The 21,489-nt window shown below is 73.6% G+C and carries 22 protein-coding genes and 1 pseudogene; 14 read left to right on the forward strand and 9 right to left on the reverse strand.

Annotated features, from left to right (window positions below; all coding sequences use genetic code 11):
• The first annotated feature begins 56 nt into the window (after nucleotides 1–56).
• The 6 genes from ACIQFU_RS06650 to ACIQFU_RS06675 all read left to right on the forward strand — a co-directional run bounded on the left by ACIQFU_RS06650 (nucleotide 57) and on the right by ACIQFU_RS06675 (nucleotide 5,967).
• Nucleotides 57–848 carry an ABC transporter ATP-binding protein gene (locus ACIQFU_RS06650; protein ID WP_402549490.1) on the forward strand — a complete coding sequence of 264 codons (792 nt, stop codon included), beginning with the start codon at nucleotides 57–59 and terminating at the stop codon, nucleotides 846–848.
• The gene (locus ACIQFU_RS06655) at nucleotides 845–1,642 is read left to right on the forward strand and encodes an ABC transporter ATP-binding protein (protein ID WP_402549492.1); all 798 of its coding nucleotides are present in this window, start codon (nucleotides 845–847) and stop codon (nucleotides 1,640–1,642) included. The genes ACIQFU_RS06650 and ACIQFU_RS06655 overlap by 4 nt, the downstream gene beginning before the upstream one ends.
• The gene (locus ACIQFU_RS06660; protein ID WP_402549493.1) at nucleotides 1,639–2,538 is read left to right on the forward strand and encodes a branched-chain amino acid ABC transporter permease; all 900 of its coding nucleotides are present in this window, start codon (nucleotides 1,639–1,641) and stop codon (nucleotides 2,536–2,538) included. Before ACIQFU_RS06655 ends, ACIQFU_RS06660 begins: the two co-directional genes overlap by 4 nt.
• Complete coding sequence (locus ACIQFU_RS06665) at nucleotides 2,531–3,712, forward strand: branched-chain amino acid ABC transporter permease (RefSeq protein WP_402549494.1); 1,182 nt, start codon at nucleotides 2,531–2,533, stop codon at nucleotides 3,710–3,712. Before ACIQFU_RS06660 ends, ACIQFU_RS06665 begins: the two co-directional genes overlap by 8 nt.
• On the forward strand, nucleotides 3,709–5,001 hold the full coding sequence (locus ACIQFU_RS06670) for an ABC transporter substrate-binding protein (RefSeq protein ID WP_402549495.1): 1,293 nt from the start codon (nucleotides 3,709–3,711) through the stop codon (nucleotides 4,999–5,001). The genes ACIQFU_RS06665 and ACIQFU_RS06670 overlap by 4 nt, the downstream gene beginning before the upstream one ends.
• A gap of 147 nt (nucleotides 5,002–5,148) precedes the next feature.
• Nucleotides 5,149–5,967 carry an SAM-dependent methyltransferase gene (locus ACIQFU_RS06675; protein WP_402549496.1) on the forward strand — a complete coding sequence of 273 codons (819 nt, stop codon included), beginning with the start codon at nucleotides 5,149–5,151 and terminating at the stop codon, nucleotides 5,965–5,967.
• Between the two features lie 96 nt (nucleotides 5,968–6,063).
• On the opposite strand, the gene ACIQFU_RS06680 is transcribed toward ACIQFU_RS06675, so the two are convergent.
• Together ACIQFU_RS06680 and ACIQFU_RS06685 are read right to left on the reverse strand one after the other, a co-directional pair.
• The gene (locus ACIQFU_RS06680) at nucleotides 6,064–6,984 is read right to left on the reverse strand and encodes a helix-turn-helix domain-containing protein (protein ID WP_402549498.1); all 921 of its coding nucleotides are present in this window, start codon (nucleotides 6,982–6,984) and stop codon (nucleotides 6,064–6,066) included.
• 152 nt (nucleotides 6,985–7,136) lie between these two features.
• A complete protein-coding gene (locus tag ACIQFU_RS06685) occupies nucleotides 7,137–7,364 on the reverse strand; it encodes a DUF397 domain-containing protein (RefSeq protein ID WP_328564235.1) in 228 nt (75 codons plus the stop codon).
• Between the two features lie 226 nt (nucleotides 7,365–7,590).
• Here ACIQFU_RS06685 and ACIQFU_RS06690 point away from each other — a divergent pair, with 226 nt between their 5' ends.
• The 6 genes and pseudogenes from ACIQFU_RS06690 (at nucleotide 7,591) to ACIQFU_RS06715 (ending at nucleotide 12,196) form a co-directional block, all read left to right on the forward strand.
• Nucleotides 7,591–8,124 (forward strand): ATP-binding protein, encoded by a 534-nt coding sequence (locus ACIQFU_RS06690; protein WP_402549500.1) that lies wholly within the window; start codon nucleotides 7,591–7,593, stop codon nucleotides 8,122–8,124.
• A 28-nt stretch (nucleotides 8,125–8,152) separates the two neighbouring features.
• A complete protein-coding gene (locus tag ACIQFU_RS06695) occupies nucleotides 8,153–8,701 on the forward strand; it encodes a hypothetical protein (RefSeq protein ID WP_402549502.1) in 549 nt (182 codons plus the stop codon).
• Between the two features lie 208 nt (nucleotides 8,702–8,909).
• Nucleotides 8,910–10,679, forward strand: coding sequence for an ABC transporter ATP-binding protein (locus tag ACIQFU_RS06700; protein ID WP_402549504.1), 1,770 nt, complete (start codon nucleotides 8,910–8,912; stop codon nucleotides 10,677–10,679).
• A gap of 165 nt (nucleotides 10,680–10,844) precedes the next feature.
• The gene (locus ACIQFU_RS06705; RefSeq protein WP_402549506.1) at nucleotides 10,845–11,105 is read left to right on the forward strand and encodes a DUF5133 domain-containing protein; all 261 of its coding nucleotides are present in this window, start codon (nucleotides 10,845–10,847) and stop codon (nucleotides 11,103–11,105) included.
• Nucleotides 11,106–11,376: 271 nt separating this feature from the next.
• Nucleotides 11,377–11,878: pseudogene (locus tag ACIQFU_RS06710) on the forward strand (hypothetical protein).
• Nucleotides 11,879–11,986: 108 nt separating this feature from the next.
• Complete coding sequence (locus ACIQFU_RS06715; protein WP_267716514.1) at nucleotides 11,987–12,196, forward strand: hypothetical protein; 210 nt, start codon at nucleotides 11,987–11,989, stop codon at nucleotides 12,194–12,196.
• 45 nt (nucleotides 12,197–12,241) lie between these two features.
• Here the strand turns inward: ACIQFU_RS06715 and tgmB are convergent, their stop codons facing one another.
• From tgmB to ACIQFU_RS06730, 3 genes are all read right to left on the reverse strand, one after another.
• Entirely contained in the window at nucleotides 12,242–13,240 is a 999-nt protein-coding gene (tgmB, locus tag ACIQFU_RS06720; protein WP_402549508.1) for an ATP-grasp ribosomal peptide maturase, read from the reverse strand.
• 16 nt (nucleotides 13,241–13,256) lie between these two features.
• Nucleotides 13,257–13,448, reverse strand: coding sequence for a putative ATP-grasp-modified RiPP (tgmA, locus tag ACIQFU_RS06725; protein ID WP_003978169.1), 192 nt, complete (start codon nucleotides 13,446–13,448; stop codon nucleotides 13,257–13,259).
• 120 nt (nucleotides 13,449–13,568) lie between these two features.
• A complete protein-coding gene (locus ACIQFU_RS06730) occupies nucleotides 13,569–13,889 on the reverse strand; it encodes a DUF1232 domain-containing protein (RefSeq protein WP_402549510.1) in 321 nt (106 codons plus the stop codon).
• 203 nt (nucleotides 13,890–14,092) lie between these two features.
• Between ACIQFU_RS06730 and ACIQFU_RS06735 the strand changes: the two genes are divergently transcribed.
• A complete protein-coding gene (locus tag ACIQFU_RS06735) occupies nucleotides 14,093–15,502 on the forward strand; it encodes a hypothetical protein (protein ID WP_402549511.1) in 1,410 nt (469 codons plus the stop codon).
• Nucleotides 15,503–15,574: 72 nt separating this feature from the next.
• Here ACIQFU_RS06735 and ACIQFU_RS06740 read toward each other — a convergent pair whose 3' ends face one another.
• From ACIQFU_RS06740 to ACIQFU_RS06750, 3 genes are read right to left on the reverse strand one after another with little or no spacing between them, the layout of a single operon-like run.
• On the reverse strand, nucleotides 15,575–17,704 hold the full coding sequence (locus ACIQFU_RS06740; protein WP_402549512.1) for a xanthine dehydrogenase family protein molybdopterin-binding subunit: 2,130 nt from the start codon (nucleotides 17,702–17,704) through the stop codon (nucleotides 15,575–15,577).
• 29 nt (nucleotides 17,705–17,733) lie between these two features.
• Entirely contained in the window at nucleotides 17,734–18,729 is a 996-nt protein-coding gene (locus ACIQFU_RS06745) for an FAD binding domain-containing protein (protein WP_402549514.1), read from the reverse strand.
• Complete coding sequence (locus ACIQFU_RS06750; RefSeq protein ID WP_402549516.1) at nucleotides 18,726–19,289, reverse strand: (2Fe-2S)-binding protein; 564 nt, start codon at nucleotides 19,287–19,289, stop codon at nucleotides 18,726–18,728. Before ACIQFU_RS06750 ends, ACIQFU_RS06745 begins: the two co-directional genes overlap by 4 nt.
• Before the next feature lie 107 nt (nucleotides 19,290–19,396).
• Between ACIQFU_RS06750 and ACIQFU_RS06755 the strand changes: the two genes are divergently transcribed.
• Entirely contained in the window at nucleotides 19,397–19,795 is a 399-nt protein-coding gene (locus tag ACIQFU_RS06755; RefSeq protein ID WP_402549517.1) for a hypothetical protein, read from the forward strand.
• 466 nt (nucleotides 19,796–20,261) lie between these two features.
• Here ACIQFU_RS06755 and ACIQFU_RS06760 read toward each other — a convergent pair whose 3' ends face one another.
• Complete coding sequence (locus tag ACIQFU_RS06760) at nucleotides 20,262–21,422, reverse strand: hypothetical protein (RefSeq protein ID WP_402549519.1); 1,161 nt, start codon at nucleotides 21,420–21,422, stop codon at nucleotides 20,262–20,264.
• Between the last annotated feature and the right edge of the window lie 67 nt (nucleotides 21,423–21,489).

Genomic DNA, 21,489 nt, shown 5'->3' on the forward strand with positions numbered 1-21,489 from the left:
TGAGCTCCCCCTTCACCCGTCACCGTGCCGTTCCGGCCCGGTCCCAAGGAGCCGCGATGCCCGCAGCACCACCGGACGACGCACCCGCGCTGCACGTCGAGAGCCTCGACGTGACGTACGGGCGCGCACTGTCCGCCCTCCGCTCCGTGTCCCTGACCGTCCCGCACGGCGCCGTCGTCGCCCTGCTCGGAGCCAACGGCGCCGGCAAGACGACGCTGCTGCGGGCCGTCTCGGGCACCCTGCGCCTGCACCGCGGCGCGATCACGGCCGGCCGCGTCCGCCACGGCGACACCGTCCTCGACGGCCGCGACCCGGTCGCCGCCGTGCGCGCCGGGGTCGTCCAGGTGCCCGAGGGCAGGCGGGTGTTCGCCGGACTCACCGTCGACGAGAACCTGCGAGCCGGCGGACTCGGCCTGAACCGGCGGGCCCCGGCCCAGGTCCGCGAGGCCCGGGAACGGGTCTTCACCCTGTTCCCGAGGCTCGCCGAACGCACCCGCCAGGCCGCCGGTCTGCTCTCCGGCGGGGAGCAGCAGATGCTGGCCATCGGCCGCGCCCTGATGGCCGCCCCCCGCCTGCTCCTCCTCGACGAGCCCTCGCTCGGACTCGCCCCGATGATGGTCGACCGCATCGCGGAGGTCGTCCGCGAGATCAACGCCCAGGGCACCGCCGTCCTCCTCGTCGAACAGAACGCAGGGATGGCGCTGTCGCTCGCCGAGCACGCGTACGTCCTGGAGGTCGGCGAGATGCGGTTGTCAGGCGACGCCGCCGAACTCGCCCGGACGGACGCCGTACGCCGCCTCTACCTGGGCGAGACGAGCGACGACGCCGAAGGCAAGGGGGCCGCGTGACGGCCCCCGCCGCCGCGCCGCCCGCGCTGGACGTACGCGGCGTCACCGTGCGCTTCGCCGGGCTCCTCGCCCTCGACGACGTCTCCTTCACCGTCGCCCCCGGCACCGTGCACGCCGTCATCGGCCCCAACGGCGCCGGCAAGTCCACCTGCTTCAACGTCCTGTCGGGCCTGTACCGCCCCACCGCCGGTACGGTACGGCTCGGCGCCGCCGAACTGACCCGGCTCGCCCCGCACCGCATCGCCGCCCTCGGTGTCGCCCGCACCTTCCAGAACATCGTCACCACCCGGGGCACCGTCGCCGACAACCTGATGCTCGGCCGGCACGCCCTGTCCCGCGCCGGGTTCGCCGCCGCCCTGCGACTGCCGCACGCTGTGCGCGAACAGCGCTCCCACCTCGCCAGAGCCCGCGAGATCGCCGAACTCACCGGCCTCGGACGCCACTTCGACTCACCCGTCGAGCTGCTGTCCTACGGCGACCGCAAACGCGTCGAACTCGCCCGCGCCCTGTGTCTGGAGCCCCGTGTCCTGCTGCTCGACGAACCCGTGGCCGGCATGAACGCCGCCGAACGCACCCGCACTGCCGAGGTGGTCCGGGAGGTCCGCGCCGAACTCGGCCTCTCCGTCGTCCTGGTCGAGCACGACATGGGCCTGGTCATGCGGCTCGCCGACGAGGTCACCGTCCTCGACTTCGGCCGAGCCGTCGCCCACGGCACCCCCGACGAGGTCCGGCGCGACCCCGAGGTGCTCCGCGCCTACCTCGGCACCGGCACCACGGGGGAGGACGCGGCATGACCGGCTTCCTGGACAGCCTGCTGGGCGGACTCGCCCTCGGCTCCGTCTACGCCCTGATCGCCCTCGGCTTCGTCACCGTCTTCAAGGCCTCCGGAGTCCTGAGCTTCACCCACGGCTCCCTGCTGCTGCTCGGCGGGTACCTCGTCGCCGTCCTCCACGACGACCTCGGTTTCGCCGGGGCGCTCGCCCTCGCGGTCCTCGTGACGGCGGCCGCGGCGGGAGTGCTGGACCGGCTGGTGCTGCAACGCGTCGGCGGAAACGACCCGCACGCCGCCCACGTCCAGACCATCGCCACCATCGGCGTCGACATCGTCCTGGTCACCGACCTCGCCCGGCGCATCGGCGGGGACCTGCTGCCGCTCGGCGACCCCTGGGGCTCCGCCGTGACCGACCTGGGGCCGGTGACCGTGGCCGACAGCCGGGTCGCCGCGATCCTGGTGTCCGCCGTCGCCATCGGCGGAGCCTTCGCCCTCTTCCGGTTCACGCCCTGGGGCCTGTCGCTGCGCGCGGCGGCGGAGGACCGCGAGGCCGCCGCCCTCATGGGCGTACGGCTCACCCGCGTACGCACCGCCGCCTGGTGCCTGGCCGGCGCCCTCGCCGCGCTCGCCGCCGTCTTCCTGGTCGCCTTCCCGGCACCCGGCCTGGAGCGCACCACCGGGCAGATCGCGCTGAAGGCCTTCCCCGCCGCCATCCTCGGCGGCATGACCTCCCCGGTCGGCGCCCTGGTCGGCAGCATGCTGATCGGCCTCACCGAGGCGTTCGTCGCCGGCTACCAGTCCGACCTGCACGTCCTCGGCGAGGGCTTCGGCGACGTCGCTCCGTACGCCGTGATGGTGCTCGTCCTGCTGGTGCGCCCCGCCGGACTCTTCGCGGCGAAGGGAGCGGCCCGTGTCTGACCCGCGCCGCCTCCTCCTCAAGCGGGGCCCGCTCCTGCTGACCGCCCTCCTGCTGTGCGCCCCGCCCTTCTACCTGGACGCCTTCTGGCTGCGCATCGGCCTGTTCTCCATGGCCGCGGCCATCGGCGCCGTGGGGCTCGGCCTGCTCAGCGGCACCGCTGGGCAACTCTCCCTCGGCCACGCCTTCTTCCTCGCCGTCGGCGCCTACGGCTACGTCTGGCTGGCGGGCGAGCCGGGCCCCGGGCTGCCGCCCGCCGTCGCCCTCGTCCTCGCCGTCCTGCTCGCCGGGGCGGCGGGCGGACTGTTCAGTCCCGTCGCCGGACGCGTGAAAGGCGTCTACCTCGGCGTCGCCACCCTCGCCCTGGTCTTCCTCGGCCACCACGTCCTGCTCACCGCGGACTCCGTCACCGGCGGCTTCAACGGCCGCTCGGTGCCGCCGCTGGAGCTGGGCGGCTTCGCCTTCGCCCAGGGCGACCCCGGACTCACCGTCCTGGGCGTGCCGTTCGGCGCCGAGGAACGGCTCTGGTACCTGGGCCTCGCCCTGTTCGCCCTCACCTGGTTCACCGCGCGGGGACTGCTGCGCGGACGGCCCGGACGTGCCCTGACGGCGCTGCGCGACAGCGAGACCGCGGCGTCCGTGATGGGCGTGCACGTGGCCCGGTACCGCTCGGCCGCGTTCGTCGTCTCGTCGATGTACGCGGGCCTCGCCGGGGTCCTGCTCGCGCTCTCCTTCCGCCGCGTCGTACCCGACTACTTCTCCCTCGCGCTCTCCGTCGACTACCTCGCCATGATCGTCATCGGGGGCCTCGGCTCGGTGGCCGGAGCCACCGCCGGAGCCGTCTTCGTCACCGCGCTGCCCCTGCTGATGACCCGCTACGCCGACCAACTGCCCCTGGTGGCGACGCCGGGGTCCGGCGGCGGCTCGATCGGACCGACCGAGGCCTCCCGCTACCTCTACGGCGTGGCGATCGTCGTGATCCTCCTCCACGCCCCCGACGGCCTGCACGGCCTGGCCCGCCGCACCCGGGCCCGCCTGCGCCGCCGGCCACCCGTCACCGGCCCGCCCGGCGGCGACGCATCCCCACCCGGACCCGCCCCGACCGGCCCCGACGCCGCCTCAGCCACTCCCGACACCACCGACACCACCGCACGAGCCAAGGAGCACACCCCGTGAACGTCACGCACCCCAGGCCCCGCACCACCCGGTCCGCCGCCCGGACCGCCGCCCTGGCCGCGGCACTGGCCGCCGTGCTGCTCGCGGGCACCGCCTGCAGTTCCAAGGCGGACGGCGGGAGCCCCGACGACGCCGCCGACGGCGTCAAGACCGGACCGGGAGTCAGTGAGAAGACCGTCAGACTCGGCGCGCTGACCGACCTCACCGGCCCCTACGCCACCCTCGGCAAGAGCATCGTGCAGGCCCAGCAGATGTGGGCCGACGAGACCAACGCCGCCGGCGGCATCTGCGGACGCCAGGTCGAGATCGTCGTCAAGGACCACGGCTACGACGTGCAGAAGGCGGTCACCGCCTACGCCGACATCGCCCCCGACGTCGTCGCCCTGCCCCAGGTCATCGGCTCCCCGGTGGTCGCCGCCCTGCTCGACGACATCGAGCGGGACCACATGCTGACCTTCCCGCAGGCCTGGGCGGCCTCCCTGCTCGGCCGGGACTCCGTCCAGGTCCTCGGCACCACCTACGACCTCGACATGATCGCCGCCGTCGACTTCCTCACCCGCACCGGGAAGCTCGCCGAGGGCGACACGATCGGACACGTCTACTTCGAGGGCGACTACGGCGCCAACGCGCTGGAGGGCTCCGAGTGGGCCGCCGAGCAGGCGGGGACGAAGGTCGCCGGGCAGAAGATCAAGGCCACGGACACCGACCTGACCGCGCAGGTGTCCGCGCTGAGCAAGGCCGGGGTGAAGGCGATCCTGATCAGCGCGGGCCCCGCCCAGACCGCCTCCCTCGCCGGCGTGGCCGCCGCCCGCGGTCTGAAGGTGCCGATCGTCACGAGCGCGCCCGGCTACGCGCCCCAGCTGCTGAAGACGCCCGCGGCGGCGGCGCTGGAGGCCATGGTCCACGTGGTCAGCGCCGCACCGGCGGTCAGTTCCGGCCTGCCGGGCGTCAAGAAGATGGTCGCCTCCTACCGGAAGGCCTACCCGGGCGAGCCCGTCGACTCCGGTGTGCTCTCCGGATACAACGCCGCCCGGCTCATGGGCACCGATCTCAGGAAGGCCTGCGAGGGCGGCAGCCTCACCCGGCAGGACGTGGTCAGGGCGCACCGCTCGCAGAAGAACGCCGACACCGGTCTGGGCACCCCGCAGAACTTCACCTACGTGACCGCGCCGGCCAGCCGGTCCACCTATGTGCTGAAGCCCGACGCCAAGGCGCTCGGCGGCCTGGTCGGCGTGGAGGAGGCGCACAGGGCGGCCGGGGTGGACGCGTATCTGGCCGCACGCGGCTGAGGCGGGTGAGTGGCCGCCAACTACGCTGCGGCACAACAGGTTTGACGGCCACTTGTGCCGGCCTCTGGTTTGGCTGACCACTAGGTCTTTAGGATGTACTGTCTGTCATGCCAGTCCAGTTGGCGCCCGTACGGAGCTGGGGGAACGATGCAAGCCGACAAGCAGCTGTCCACGGAGATCGACGCCAACGTGCCAACGGCGGCACGTATGTACGACTTCTACCTGGGCGGCAAGGACAACTACGCGGCCGACCGGGCGGCCGTCGGCGAACTCGACAAGGTCGTCCCCAGTACGCGCCGGCTGGCGCTGAACAACCGGCGCTTCCTCCAGCGGGTCGTCCGCGTCCTCGCCGAGGACTACGGCATCCGCCAGTTCCTGGACCACGGCTCCGGCCTGCCCACCCAGGACAACGTGCACCAGGTCGCCCAGCGCGTCGCCCCCGACTCCCGCGTCGTCTACGTCGACAACGACCCGATGGTGCTGGTCCACGGCCGGGCGCTGCTCGACCAGAACGACCAGACCGCCGTCATACACGCCGACATGCGTGCGACGGAGGAGATCTTCTCCCACCCGGAGACCCAGCGCCTGATCGACTTCTCGCAGCCGGTCGCCGTGCTGTTCAACTCGGTGTTCCACTGCATCCCGGACAGCGACACCGACGGCCCCCGGGCGGTCGTCCGCCGGGTGACCGAGTGGCTCGCGCCCGGCAGCTTCGCCGTGATGTGCCAGCTGGTGAGCGAGGACGCCGAGGTGCGGAAGTTCGTCACGGACTTCATGGACCAGGCGACGCAGGGCCACTGGGGCCGGGTGCGTGAGCCCAAGGACGTCGAGGCCCTCTTCGAGGGCATGGACATCCTCGACCCGGGGCTCGTGGAGGTCTCGACCTGGCGCCCGGACACCGAGGTGGCGCCGCGTCAGCTCACGGAGGAGTGGATCGAGTTCGGCGGGCTCGGACGTCTGCGCTGATCCCGGACGAGCGGATCGCCCGCACGGACGGACACGACGGAGGAACGGAGGAGGGGCCACGCGCACCGCGCGTGGCCCCTCCTCCTCGTCCCGGGACTACTTGTCGGTGTAGCGCGTCGCCATCGTCTCGCACAGCCGCTCCAGTGACGCGCGCGGAGTGAGCGCCTCGTCGGCCAGCCGGTCCAGCGCGACCCGGTACTCCTCGGTCTCGTCCTGGTCCTCCAGGAAGTTGGCGCTCCTGATGTGCTCCAGGTAGACCACGTCCGGCAGGTCGGTGCCGCCGAAGCGCAGATAGGTGACGGGGATCGCGGGCGCCGACGCGTTCGTCACGTCCAACGGCACGATCTGCAGCGTCACATGGGGCTGCTTCGCCATCGTCACCAGGTGCTCGAGCTGCTGGCGCATGACCTCGCGGCTGCCCAGGACACGCAGCAGCACGGACTCGTCGATGATCGCCCACAGCTGAGGTGCGTCGACGCGGCTCAGCAACTCGGCCCGGTGCTTGCGCAGTTCGACCCGGCGTCCGACCTCGCTCGCCGGCGCGTTCGGCAGACCGCGCCTGACCACGGCCTCCGTGTAGGCCTCGGTCTGGAGCAGACCGGGGACGTACTGGATCTCGAAGGTACGGATGGTCGCCGCTGCCTCCTGAAGGCCGACCAGGCGGTCGAACCACTCGGGCATCAGGCGCTTGTCGTACCGCTGCCACCAACCCGGTTCACCGGCCCGGCGCAACAGCTTGAGCAGGACCGAGGCCTCGTAGGCGTCGGTGCCGTACTGCTCAAGGAGCGCACGGACGTCGTTCTCCGTAGGGGGCTTGCGGCCCTTGCCCGACTCGATGCGCGAGAGCTTCGCGCCGCTGAAACCCACGGCGCGGGCGGCCTGGTCCTGGGAGAGGCCGGCGTCCTCGCGGAAACCGGCCAACTGCACACCGACGAGCATCTTGAGCAGAGTAGGAGCCGGCTCGGCCCGGTCCAGATAGGGCTCGAGACGGGAGATGCGATGCGACGCGGCGGACATCCTGACTCCCAGCAGACCGGCAGACTTGAAGAGAAGACTATCTCATCCCGTCGGCGCCCACCGCATCCGCCTGTAGAAATCGGGTAGTTGGACTCCGCTTCCGGAGCGTCCCGCCGCCGCGTCGTCGCGTTCTGAGCGGCCGTCGCGCCGCCCTACAGCAGGTGGTCGAACTCGCCTTCCTTCGCGCCGGCCAGGAACGCGGCCACCTCCGCCGGGGTGTAGACGAGTGCGGGGCCGTCGGGATAACGGGAGTTGCGCAGCGCGATGCCTCCGTCGACGAGGGCGACCTCGACACAGTTGCCCTCGGCGTTGCTGTGCCGACTCTTCTTCCAGCAGGCGTCCAACAAGCTGGCCTGCACTCCGTTGCGCACTGGTGGCACCGCGGTCTCCTTGCTCTTCGGGGGAGCGGACCGGGCCGTGCCGGTCCCCGAGCGCCCCCATCCGACTTTTTTCGCGCAATTTCTCGTGCAATTGCACGCGAGTGCTCTAAGCGTGGATAATAGCCGTGGCGTCAACCCCCCCGGTTGAGGCCCTGTCCTGACGTCGCATCAGGGAGATGCTGTGCCGTCACCTGCGCATCCAACGCTCCGGTCGCCCGGCGAACCCGTGTCGGAGGCAGGCGCGGCGAGCCGCCCGGGAGGGCTCCCGTACCCGGCGCGAGAGGCCGCCGGCCGGACCGGCCTGCCGCTGCCCGTTCCGCACGCGGCGCGTCCCGTCCCCGGCGACGGGCCGGCCTCCGCCGCACTGCGCGTCGCGTGCAGCGGGGAGGGCTTCGCCCGGGCCCGGGTCTTCACACGGGACACGCTGCGCGAGTGGTCGCTCGAGCACCGCGGTGACGACGCGGTCCTCGTGGTCACCGAGCTCGTCTCCAACGCCGTGACGCACGCGGTGCCGTCGGCCGCGGCCGGTGCGCCGGAGGTCGGGCTCGGGCTGGTCCTCGGCCCGGCCCGGCTGACCCTGACCGTCTCCGACCCCGGGGACGACGGACCCGTGTTCAACCCGTCCGACGGCTCCGCACTCCGGGAGCACGGACGCGGCCTGTGCATCGTCGACGCCCTCGCCGAGGAGTGGGGCTGGACCCCGCGTCCTCCGGCGGGCAAGACGGTCTGGGCCACGTTGCCGACCCGTCCCCTCACCTGACCCGACTGCCGCGGAAGGGCCCCACACCATGCGCAGCGCTCCGACACCCGAGCCGAGCATCCAGCGCACCGACCGTCACGCGCAGCCGCCCGGCTCGCCCCGCAGTACCGCCCTGCTGGCCGGCCTCGACGGGGTGCCCTGGAGCGACATCCAGGACTCCACCGGCTCCGCGGCGGCCATTCCCCGGCTGCTGCGCAAGGTCGCCCGGGGGGACGCCGAAACCGCCCGCGCCGCCCTCGGTGACTTGCGGGGGCGCATCTGCCAGTACGGCTTCGTCGTCGAGCAGGCGACCGCCGCGACCGTCCCCTTCCTGTGGGAGCTGGCGCAGCGGCCCCAGGTGAGCTGTCGGGCGCAGATCATCCAGCTGCTCAAGAACATCGCAGACGCCCGGCAGTGGGAGACCACCGCCACCGCCTACCCCAAGCTGCTCAACCACCGTGAGAACCCGGTGGCCTGGGAGCGTGCGGCGCGGCAGGCGGTCCGCGCCCGGCGGGACGGGCTGGAGCGGCTGCTGGCCGAGGACGACACCGAGATCATGCGCGCCACCACCGAGCTCGCCCGCACCCTCGGGGACTGAGACCCCGAGCCTCGGGGGTCGCGAGCGGCGCCCTCCCCGAACCGCGAGCCACCGCACTTCCGGAGACCGGGACCCGCGCCCTCCACGGGGGAGAAGGCGCGGGTCTCCTTCCACGCTGCGGAACGGTGTGGCGCACTCCCGGCCGACGGGGTAGGAAAGCGCGGGAAGCAAGCGCTTGCCCCACTCGGTCACCAGGAGGACCACGCCGATGGCGTCGTCGATGGAAATGCCGCTCGATCACCGCTACCGGGGCGAACACCCGATACGCACCCTCGTCTACCTGCTCCGTGCCGACCGCCGCCGACTGGCCGGCGCGGTCGTCGTCTTCACCGTCAAGCACAGTCCCGTCTGGCTGCTGCCGCTGATCACCGCCGCCATCATCGACACCGTCGTCCAGCACGGGCCGATCGAGGACCTGTGGACCAGCACCGGGATCATCATGTTCATCCTGGTGGTCAACTACCCGCTGCACCTGCTGTACGTCCGCCTCCTGTACGGCAGCGTGCGCCGCATGGGCACCGCCCTGCGCTCCGCGCTGTGCACGCGCATGCAGCAGCTCTCCATCGGCTACCACTCCCGGGTCAGCGCGGGCGTGCTGCAGGCCAAGGTGGTACGGGACGTGGAGACGGTGGAGCAGATGGTGCAGCAGACCGCCGAGACCGGGCTCGGCGCCTTCACCGTACTCACCGGCGGTCTCGTCATCATCGCCGTGCGCACCCCGGAGTTCCTGCCGGTCTTCCTCGTCGTCGTCCCCGCCGCCTCCCTCCTCGTGGCCCGGCTCCGGGCCCGGCTGCGCACCCACAACGAGCACTTCCGCCACGAGGTGGAGACCCTGTCCTCGCGGGTCACGGAGATGACCCGGCTCATCCCGGTCACCCGCGCCCACGGCCTGGAGGGCAAGGCGCTGCGCCGCATGGACGGCACCCTGGACCGGCTGCTCACCTCCGGGATGCGCCTCGACCTGGTCAATGGCCGCTTCGGTTCGCTGTCCTGGGTCGTGCTCAACGTGGTCGGCGTCCTGGTGCTCGCGGGCGCCGCGCTGATCTCGTACTACGACGTCTGGGGAGTCACCGCGGGCGACGTGGTGATGCTCAGCGCCTTCCTGACCACCCTCACCAGCTCCACGACGACGCTGGCGGGCCTCGCGCCGGTCACCACCAAGGGCCTGGAGTCCGTCCGTTCGGTCGGCGAGGTGCTCCAGGCCCCCGAACTGGAGGACAACGAGGGCAAGAAGGAGCTGACCGCCCTGCGCGGAGCCGTCACCTTCGAGGGCGTCGGGCACCTCTACGAGAGCGACGGGCGGCCCGCGGTCGAGGACTTCACCCTCTCCGTCGAACCCGGCGAGACCATCGCCCTGGTGGGCGCGTCCGGCGCGGGCAAGTCCACCGTGCTCAACCTGGTGATCGGCTTCCTGCGGCCGACCTCCGGCCGGCTGCTGCTCGACGGCACCGACATGAACACGCTCGACCTGCGCACCTACCGGCGCTTCGTCTCGGTGGTGCCGCAGGAGTCGATCCTCTTCGACGGCACCATCCGGGAGAACGTCGCCTACGGCATGGACGACGCCGACGACGAGACGGTGCGCCGGGCCCTGCGCGACGCCAACGCCCTGGAGTTCGTCGACCGGCTGCCGCGGGGCCTGGACACCCTGGTCGGGGAGCACGGGGCGAGGCTGTCCGGCGGGCAGCGCCAGCGCCTGGCCATCGCCCGGGCGCTGATCCGGGACCCCCGGGTGCTGATCCTCGACGAGGCCACCTCGGCACTGGACACCCGCTCGGAGGCGCTGGTCCAGCAGGCGCTGGCCCGGCTGCTGCGCGGGCGCACCACGTTCGTCGTGGCGCACCGGCTGTCCACCGTGCGGGGCGCGGACCGGATCGTGGTGATGGGCGAGGGGCGGATCCTGGAGACCGGTGGCCACGAGGAACTCCTGGCCGGGGGAGGGGCGTACACCGCGCTGCACAGCGGCCAGGTCGCCTGACGGCGGCAGTCGATCCGTCCGCTTTCAACCAACTCGTCGACCGCTCGTGGTGGCGGTCGGACAGGAAAGGACAGGATCTGGTCAATTGCGCGCGCAAGCGTGCGTGGTGCGACTGTTTCGACTGGGTTCGGGCATACGCAGCGAAAACCGAGAGAGGGGCGCTTCGTGCTCGAACCGGACCCGAAGGTCGTCAGGGAGTTGCTCACGCGGTACGCGTCACTGCGGATCGCTCAGGCGGAGAGGGAGAGGCCGGAGGCGGCGCGGGAGCTGGCGGACGTCAGTTACACACTGTGCGTGATGATGGCGACGACCGGCGTCCACGACGCGGTGGCGAAGGCGGACGCGCTGCTGCTCGCCAAGGGGCGCGCACAGGAAGCCGGTTCGCTGGAGGCCGACGGCGAGAGCGGCCTGTCGCTGGCCGTGTGACACCGCCGCGCCGTGCGGCCCGTGTCGTGGTGGGAACCGGCCGCGTCCGTCCGCACCACGACACGGGCACCGACGAACCGGCCGGTGAGGAGCGCACCTCGCCCGGAAGGCCGCGCGGTGGCCGCACGGGACCGGGTCCCTGCTGTGCAGGCACTGGCGAGATTCCGTTGGAAGCTGTCGTTCCCGCCCCTGGGCGGCCGCCCGTCCGCTTCCTACCGTGGGCTTCGATCACCGTTTCGCACCACTCGAACCGCCTCCCGGAGCCCGCCCCATGACCAAGATCCTGCTGTCCCTTCACGTCCTGGCGGCCGTCCTCGCCGTCGGACCCGTCACCGTGGCGGCCAGCATGTTCCCGGCGGCCGTCCGCCGGGCACCGGTGGCCGTGACCGTCGGGGGAGGGGACGGGGTGGGCGCCGGGGACGCGGGCGCCGCGCACGTGGGCACGGTCCGGCTGCTGCGCCGCATCTGCCGGGTCTACGCCGGTGTCGGCATCTCCGTGCCGGTCCTCGGCTTCGCCACCGCCGCCTCCATGGGCGTCCTGGGCGACGCCTGGATCGTCGCGTCCGTCACCCTCACCGCGGTCGCCGCGGGACTCCTGGCCGCCTTCGTCCTGCCGCGCCAGGAGGAACTCCTGGAACAGCTGACCCGGCCGGCAGCCCGTAGAACGGGCCCTCACGGCCCGGCTGGCCATGCTCACCGGCGTGTTCAACCTGTTGTGGGCCACCGTGACCGTCCTCATGATCGTGCGGCCCGGCTCCACGACCGGCGCCTGAAGCGCCGTTCACATCCTGGCGGAATGCACACCCCCGCGTGAACGGGCGCCTAGACTGCTCAGTCGCGCCTCCGGACGGGGGCGGACGACACGAAAGGCACGTTGACGGGTGTTCCAGGATTCCCCCATCTACGACCGACTCGTCGCCGAACGCGGTGACGTCCCCGAGCAGGTGCGGCGGGACGCCGAGCGTGTGAGCAGGGAACTGGAGGTGGTCATGCGACCGTTGCGCGCCCCCGGACACCTGCCGGGTGCCGAACGCCAGCCGTCCCCCGGCGCCGGCTGGCAACGCACCGCCCTGCTGCCCGGCCCGCGCTGACGGACGGCCGCTTCGAGGGGCGGCCCGGGACGGGCGCACCCGGTCTCACCCGACCGCCGCCGTGCCCGGACCGCCGCCCGCGTCCACCGCGTCCACCGCGTCCGCGGTGCCCGGCAGGGCCAGCCACTCCGCGATCGTGCGGGCGATCGGCTGGCCCGTGTCCACCTCGACGAAGCCGAACTGCCCCGACTGGTTGCACTCCAGGAACCACCAGGTGCCGTCGCCGTCCTCGGCGAAGTCCAGGGCGCCGTAGGCCAGTCCGGCCGCCCGCAGATAGGCCCGGACCCCCTCGGCGACGCGTGGCGGCACCTCGGCCGGCCGCCACGGCTCGCCCGAGGCCGTGAAACGGACGTCCACCTCGTCGGGGTCCAGGCTCGCGAGGGCCGTCTTGCGGGCGGCCAGCAACGCGTCGCCGACGACGGTGAGCCGGATGTCGGCACGCTTGGCGACCCGGCGTTGCAGCAGCGTCGGGCCGTGGGCGACGGCGGAGAAGTCCGCCTCGGGCGGAACCCGGCTGGTCGGCACCGCCAGGGGCGGATCCTGCGGATGGGCACCCGAGACGGGCTTGACCACCAGGTCCGGGTAGCGCTCGGCGAACTCCCGGGCCGCCCGCGGGAACGTCGTGATCAGCGTCGCGGGCACGGGCAGCCCGCACTGCTGGGCCAGCCGCAGCTGCCAGGGCTTGTACCTGGCCCGATGCGCGGCGTCGGGCTGGTTCATCCAGCGCGCCCCCGAGCCCCGGAGCATGCCGTACAGCGCCTGGCCGGCCTCCTCGGTCAGCCACGCGGACGGTTCGGCGGCCCGGGTGGCCGCGCCGCCCGGCCTGCGCACCCAGACGGACCGCAGGCCGCCGATGCTCACCAGGCGTCCCCCCGAGGACAGATGGCCCCGGAAGGAGCCGTGCACGAACTCGCCGGACAGCGCGACGGAATCGGTGAGGTCGGCCGGGTCCAGGCGGACCACCGGTACTCCCGACGCGTTCAGGTGCACCACCACCATGTCCGCGGTGACGTCCTCTTCACTGGTCAGGATCAACACGGTCATTCTCGACGGCCCGTGTTCAGTCGTCGAAGTGGGTTTTCGACCCCGCGGTGGAGGTCGTGGTCCCCAGCTCTCTCAGCAGCGCGTGGTCGCATGCGGCCACCCGCCCGTCGAGGAGCACGTTCAACTGCAGCCCGGAGTCGTAGACGTACGGAGTGGTGGCTTCCAACTCCACTGCCGGCCGTGCGTAGTTGAGCGCGAACGGTTGCATCGTCTCTCCCTAGTCGGTGCTGCGCCGATCAGGCGGCGACCCTCTGTGCGCCGTCACCTGGTCCGCCGACTTCCTTCGGCTTCCAGAGACTTATACGAATCGAACGGGTGAATGGTTTCCTTACGCTGCGTAATCGCCGGGCGGGCCGGTGCTCCGCCGCCGGTCCGGGACACCGCGCCGGCCGCCGGTCCGGCCGCGCGTGGAGCGCAGAGCGAGCAGCAGTACGCCGACGTCGTCGAGGTAGACCGGGTCGGGCAACAGGTCCGCCGGAAGCACCAAGTAGAGGACGGCGCCCCAGAACACCCAGCGCGGCCCCGTGGGAAGCCCGGCGCGCCTGAGGTCCCGCCGGGTGCGGACCAGCCGCACCAGCACGGCGACCGCCGCCGCGAGGACGATCGCCGCGAGCAGCACCGCCACGACGATCACTGTGGTCGTATCCACGTGCCCCTCCTACGGCGCGCGGTACGCGCCTCCCTGTGCGGATGCCCGCTCGCGGCGGCGGCAAGACCGTGGGACGGGGTCTCTCATCCCTGTGGCCCACCGGAGTGGCACGGCGTGGTGGACGTGCCTAGTAATGGCAGCACACAGCGCGAGTCGCATGTCGGGGACGCAGGGCGGCCGCACCCCCACCACACGGAGAGATCATGAGCACCGGCTCTTCATCACCTCGCTCGCCCGAGTACGCCATATCCGCCTTGGACCTTCCCACCGGCGAGACGACCACGACCACCGGCACGGCGCGACCGCCCGGCGCGGACGCCGGTGACCGGGCCTGCGCCGGGCGGCCCTCCGCCGAGCGGGAGAGCGACCTGTGGGACGTCGACTTCGACGACGCCGACCTCCCCGAACTCGAGCCCGACCCCGGCCTCCCCGTCTCCGGCCCCGAAGATCCCGGCCCCCGCGAAGCCGGCACCGCCCCGCACACGGGCGCCGACGCCCACGACGGAGCGGCGCAGCCGTACGGTGATCCCGTCGGCGACCTCGTGCGCGCCGCCGTGGCCGACCGGCCGCTGGAAGAGGTCGTCGACCTGATCACGACACTGGAGCAGTCGCCGCGGTACGCGCAGGCCACCATCGACGCGCTGCGCGCGGTCGGCGTGAACCGGTCCGTCGAGGACGTCACCCGGCTGGTCGGCCTGCTGACCCGGCCGCCGCGCCACTCCGACAGCGCGGACGAGGCCATCCGGGCCGCGGCGGAGTGCCGCTCCGTGGAGGACGTGACCCGCCTGATGACCCTGCTGCACCGCACCCCGCTGGAACCGCACTGCGGGCAGGAGGCGGTGCGCGCCGCCGCCACCGGCCGGCCCGTCGAGGAACTGGTCGAACTGATCGGGCGGCTCGCCGAGAACGGACATGCAGCCCCGGAACGGTCCGACGCCCGGCGGTCGCGGGCGGCCGAGGAGGCGCCCGACGAGGACGACGGGCGGGAGCCCGCGGAGCCCGCCGCCCGGCCGGCGGGCCGCGCCGGCGTGTTCGCCTCAGCCGACCGCCGCGGCCGCGAACGCCGCAGGCCGCCACGCCCGTTCCGCCGGGGACGCGACCGCGCCGGGACCCGTGCGGCGCGCGTGAACGACGAGGCCCGCGGGGCGCGCGACCGCGAGGAGGCCCGTGCGGCACGGCGGGCCGCCCGGGGCCCGGCCTGGCCCGCCTGGCTCACCGTCGCGGTCCTGGCCGGGTGCGGCGTGGCCTACTTCCCGCTGCGCCGCGGCGACGCCTCCGCACAGGCCTACGGGGTGGCCCTCGGCCTGTCGGCGCTCTGCCTGGTGCTGGCCCTGCTGCTGACCGTGCGGCCGGCCGTGGCGCTGCTGGCCGCCGCGGTCGCCGGTCCGGCGGCGCTGGCCGCGGCCAAGCTCTACGGCGACGCGACCCCCACGGCGCGGGTCTCCCCGGTCACCGACCTCACGCTGGCCCCCACCTGGATCGCGGTCGCGATGGGCGTGACCGCCGCGCTGGTCGCGCTGACGGCGCTGTGCGTACGGGTGGCCTCACCGGCCTCCGCGCGGCGCGGGCCGGTGCGCCGCGTGGCCGTGGCGAGCCGTACCGTCGCGGACTGAGCACCGCCCGCCCGGGGAGTACGACGTGGTCCGGCGCCGGAAGGTCGTCCGGCGCGGACCGCGCGTCCGTACTCAGACCCCCAGCATGCCCGCGGGATGTCCGTGTTCGAGCAGTGCGGTGAGCACCCGGTCCGGGGTGAGGGGCAGTTCCCTGAAGCGGACGCCGGTGGCGTGGTGGACGGCGTTGCCGACGGCCGCCGCCGAGCCCACGATCCCGATCTCGCCGATCCCCTTGCTGCCCATGGGGTTGAGGTGGTCGTCCGTCTCGTCGACCCAGTGCGCCTCCACGTTCGCCACGTCGGCGTGCGCGGGCACGTGGTAGGAGGCCAGATCGCGCTCGACGAAGTCGCCGAACACCGGGTCCATCGTGCTGTCCTCGGTCAGCGCCATGCCCAGGCCCATCGTCATGCCCCCGATGAACTGGGAGCGGGCCGTACGGGAGTTGAGGATGCGCCCGGCGGCGAAGACGCCCAGCAGCCGCGTCACCCGTACCTCACCGGAGACGGTGTCCACGGTCACCTCGGCGAAATGCGCGCCGAACGCGTGCCGGGCGTAGGGGCTCTCGGCGTCCGCCGTCCCGGAGGTGTCGGCCTCGGCGGTGATCCCCTCGTCGGGCAGGGGCCCCGTGTGCTCCGTCAGCCGGCCGGCCAGCCGGGTGCACGCCTCGTGCACGGCCGACCCCCAGGACGCGGTGCCCGAGGAGCCACCGGCCATCGGGGCGAACCCGATGCCGCTGTCGGCGACCTCGATGCGCACCCGGTCCAGCGGGGCACCGAGGGCGTCGGCCGCGACCTGCGCGAGCACCGTACGGGCGCCCGTGCCGATGTCGGTGGCGTTGACCCGCACCAGGTAGCCGCCGTCCGGCAGGGCCCGCGCCGAGGCGACGCACGGCGAGACCAGCACCGGGTAGGTGGCCGAGGCGACCCCGCTGCCGATCAGCAGGGGCCCGGCTTCGCGGGACCGGGGGCGGGGGTCGCGGTCCTCCCACCCGAAGCGCCGGGCGCCCTCGCGCAGACACTCCACCAGGTGCCTGCTGCTGAAGGGCTTTCCGCTGTCCGGCTCGGTCTCCGGTTCGTTGCGGATCCTCAGCTCCACCGGGTCGACGCCGAGTTCGGCGGCCAGTTCGTCCATGGCTGACTCGAGCGCGTACATGCCGGGACACTCGCCCGGGGCGCGCATCCAGGAGGGTGTGGGCACGTCCAGCGCCGCCACGCGGTGGGCCGTGCGCAGCGCCGGGGTGCCGTACATGACGCGGGCGGGGACCGCGGCCTGCTCCACGAACTCCTTGACCCGCGAGGTGTACGTCGTCACCTCGTGCACCAGGGAGGTGAGCCGGCCGCCCGCGTCCGCGCCGAGGCGGAGCCGGTGCAGCGTCGGGGCACGGTGCCCGACGACGGCGGGCAGGTAGCGGCGCGGCAGCGCGACGGTCACCCGGCGTCCGGTCTCGCGCGCCGCCATGGCGGCCAGCACCACCTCGGGCCGCGGTGTCCCCTTCGACCCGAAGCCGCCGCCCACGTGCTCGGCGCGCACCGTGATCCGGTCCTCGTCCAGCCCGAACAGGCGCGCCAGTTCCTTCTGCACGGCCGTGGTGCCCTGGCTGGAGGAGTGCACGGTCAGCCGGTCGCCGTCCCAGTGCGCCGTACTGGTGTGCGGCTCCATGGGGTGGTTGTGCAGCGGCGGCACCGTGTACGCGACGTCCAGCCGGGTCGCCGAGGAGGCGAGGGCCCCGTCCGGGTCGCCGTGCTCGGTGACGGCCGGGAAGCCGCCGTTGGCCGACTCGGGGACGTACGCCCCGGAGTGCGTGACGGTGAGCGTCACGTCGTGGGGCTCGGTCTCATAGGTGACGCGGACGGCCGCGGCGCCGGCGCGGGCCGCCTCCAGGCTCTCGGCCATCACCAGGGCCACGAACCAGCCCCGGTGCGGGACGTGCGGGCCCTGCAGCACCGCCAGGGTCGGATCGTCGGGATCGCCGAGGCGGGGCGCGTTCTCGTGCGTGAGCACCGCGAGCACGCCGGGCAGCGCGAGCGCCGGCGCGGTGTCGACGCCGGTCACCCGGCCGCGCGCGACCGTGGCCGGCACCGGCCACGCCTGGGCGCGGCCCGGCGCGTCGAACTCGGCGGCGTACCGGGCGGTGCCGGTGACCTTCTCCCGCCCCTCCCGGCGCTCGACCGGAGCGCCCAGGACGGCATCGGTGGCGGTCATGGAGTCCTCCTCGTGGACACCGGGGTCCGTCAGGTCGTGGCAGGCGGGGCGAGCCGGCCCAGTACGTCCAGGGCCAGCCGGCGGGCCAGCGGCACCTTGTAGGCGTTGTCCCGCAGCGGTTCGGCCGCGGCCAGCTCCAGGTCGACGGCGTGCTCGAACGCCGCCGTGGTGGGCGCCGCGCCCACCAGCGCGTCCTCGGCCCGCCGCGCCCGCCAGGGCCGGTGCGCCAGCGCCCCGAAGGCGATCCCGGCCCGCTCCACCACCCCGTCCGACAGGTGCAGCACGACGGCGACGGAGGCCAGCGCGAAGGCGTACGACGCCCGGTCGCGGGCCTTGCGGTACGCCGAGGGCAGCCCGGCGGTGGCCGCGGGCAGGAGCACGCCGGTGATCAGTTCGCCGGGGTGGATCTCCGTGTCCCGTTCCGGGTGCATGCCGGGCAGCCGGTGGAAGTCGGCGGCGGGCACGCTGCGGGTGCCCTCGGGGCCGTGCAGCTCCACGCGCGCGTCGAGGGCGGCCAGCGCGACCGCCATGTCGGAGGGGTGGGTGGCGATGCACTGGTCGGAGTGGCCCAGCACCGCGTGGTCGCGGTGCACGCCGCCCTCCAGGGCGCCGCAGCCGGTGCCGGGCTCCCGCTTGTTGCAGGGCTTGGACACGTCCTGGAAGTAGGGGCAGCGGGTGCGCTGCAGCAGGTTGCCGCCCGTGGTGGCGGCGTTGCGCAACTGCCCCGAGGCGCCGGCCAGCAGCGCCTGGGACAGGGCGGGGTAGCGGTCGCGCACGGCGGGGTGAGCCGCGAGGTCGCTGTTGCGGACCGTCGCCCCGGCCCGCAGCGAGCCGTCCGGCAGCTCCTCCACCGTGTCCAGGGGCAGCCGGGACACGTCGACGAGCGCGGCCGGCCTCTCCACGCCGAGTTTCATCAGGTCGACGAGGTTGGTGCCGCCGCCGAGGTAGCGGGCACCGGGATGGGAGGCGAACGCGTCGGTGGCCTCCTCGACGCTGCCCGCGCGGACGTAGGCGAAGGACTTCACGGGATCACGTCCTCGACCGCGTCGGCGATGCGCGGATACGCACCGCACCGGCACAGGTTGCCGCTCAGCCGCTCCCGGATCTCCTCCCGGCCCAGCGCGACCGGCTCACCGGACGGCGTCGCCGGGTCGGTGACGTGGGACGGGTGTCCCGCCGCGGCCTCGGCGAGCGCGCCGACCGCGGAGCAGATCTGGCCCGGCGTGCAGTACCCGCACTGGAAGGCGTCCCGGTCCAGGAAGGCGCGCTGCACCGGGTGCAGTTCCTCGCCGTCCCCGGCGAGCCCCTCCACGGTGGTGATCTCGCAGCCGTCCAGGGCGACCGCGAACAGCAGGCAGCTGTTGACGCGCCGCCCGTCGACCAGGACCGTGCACGCGCCGCACTGCCCGTGGTCGCACCCCTTCTTGGCGCCCGCGAGCCCGAGGTCCTCCCTCAGCAGGTCCAGCAGGACGCGGCGGTGGTCGACGACGAGGGTGTGCGGTTTGCCGTTGACGCGGAGCGTGGTCTCCGAACGGGAGGACTCCGGTGGGCGGAAAGCGGGGGCGCTCTCGTGCTGGCTGTCCATGGCGTCGCTGACCTTCCGGGACGGGCCGTGCTCCTGTTCCGTCCGCGTATCCACCTCGGGCCGGATGACACGTGAGGGTGCCCTCAGCGGGACCCTGGGGTGACGTGATGACCACCCGATCCGGAGACCGCACGGAACCGGCGCACATCGTGCGCGACGCCTACGAGGCGCCGGCGGCCGTGGTCCGCCCGCTCGGGGAGGAGGAGTCGTGGCTGCTGACCGGCTGCACCGGGTGGGCGGTGCGCGACCTGATGTTCCCCTTCCTCGCCGCCGCCCGGCGGGCCCTGGTGGCCCTGCACACCCCGGCCGCCGCCCCGCCCGACCGGGACGCCGTCACCTACTGGAGGGACTGGGCGCCGGACCCCGTCGGCGCGGCCCACGGGCGACGTCACAACTTGCCGCGAGCATGTTCCTCGAATTCGTGCAGCTCAAGGACGCGTGCCTGGAGACCGTGGCCGCCGCCGCCGCGCGGGCCGCGGGCACGGCCGCGCCGGACCGCCCGGTGAGCGCCCGGGGCCACGTCCTGACCGCCGGAGACCTCATGATCACCCTGGCCGTCGAGGCGACCGTCCACCATCTAGACCTGACCGTCGGCCTGCCCGCCGCCCCCGGCCCGTCACCGGCCGGACTGACTGCGGTCCGCGCCACTCCGGACGGCCTCCTGGGCCACCCGGTGCCGTGCGCCCGGGGGCGACGAGCACTACGCCCGCGCGGCCACCGGACGCACCCCGCTGACCGCCACCGAACGGCGGGCCCCGGGAACGGACCCGGACCGCTTCCCGCTCGGTCCGGTCCCGGGCGGTGTGGTCAGGCGTCGGTTCCGGGGGCTTCGGGGGGTGCTCCGGGGTCGTTGCGGGGTGCGGGTCAGTCCGTGCAGGGGGTGCCGGTGGCTTGGCGGGTGGTGGCCGGTGGGGGTCGGCCGGTGCGTCCGTCGTCCGGGTGGCGTCCTCGGTCGGGTCTCGGGTGGTGTGGTCAGGCGTCGGTTCGGGGGGCTTCGGCGCCTGTTTGTCCGTCGGTGTCGGGGCGGGGGGTTCGGGTGGTGCCCCGGAGTCGTTGCAGGGTGCGGGTCAGTCCGCGCAGAGGGGACGCCGGTTGCTCGGCCGGCGGTGGTCCGGCGGGGGCGGCGCCCGCGGACTCCCGGTACACGGCGAGGGCCTCGGCCGCCCGTTCCGCCGCCTCCCGGTACAGGTCGCGGGACTGGGTCATGGCCTCGAGCGCCTCGGCGTACATCGCCACCAGCTTGCGCTCGCGTTCCAGTTCCTCCTCCAGCGTCAGCAGCCGCCACTCCTCCCGCAGCGAGCGGAGGGCCTCCACCGCGTCGTCGGGCAACGGCCTGTCCAGCGCGTCGAAGGCCGTCACCGCCGAGATCAGCGCGGTGGGCTCCGAGCCGTCCAGGAAGACGGTGCGGACGGAGAAGTCGCCGGCGGCGTAGCCGGCCGGGGCAGGGGTGCCGGGCAGTACCACGGCGCCGCCGCGCGGGACCTGGACGCCGAAGTCCCCCAGGGCCCAGTTCACCACTCGCAGCTGCTGCGGCGCGGCGCGGTGCTCGACCACCCGGTGCCGCAGACCGGGCGGCAGCCACTGGACGAGGGGAACCCGGCCGCGGTGGTCCGGCGTCATCGCCTCGTGCACCACCACGTGGATGTTCCACGGACTGCGCCCGGCCTCCTTGAGCAGCCTGCGTACGGCCTTGTCGTCGTCCGGCAGGGTGTTGACGCCCCGCAGCCGCAGTCCCGTGGCGGCGTCCCGGTCCCACGTGACGTCCGGGTCGTCCGGCCAGAACACGGTGGCGGGAGAGGGCCAGGCCGGGTCCCAGGCGTCCTCGGCCTCCGCGAGCAGCGTCCACTCCTGCCCGCCCGCCGAGGCCGGCTCCAGGATCAGCCTGGCCCGCACGGTCACGGCCCCGGGAGCCTTCCAGCGCGCTTCGAGGATCCGCGGGCCGGGCGCCCCGGCGCCCTCGGACCCGGCCGCCGGCTCGTCGGGCGGCTCCAGGAAGTCGTCGATGACGTGGTCGTCCTTGAGCCGGCGCAGTGTCTGCCGGACGGTGTCCTCGGCGGCGGAGCCGACATGGCGGCCGCGAGCGGCCCACAGCGTGGGCGGAAACGTGGGGCGGGCGGTGGGAGAGGTCGGCATGGGTCCATCGGGCAGCAGGGGCAAGGACGTAGGCAAGTATTGTCGCCGCAGGTCAGCCGAGAGCACC

Source organism: Streptomyces sp. NPDC093065 (genome assembly GCF_044754585.1).
GTDB lineage: Bacteria > Actinomycetota > Actinomycetes > Streptomycetales > Streptomycetaceae > Streptomyces.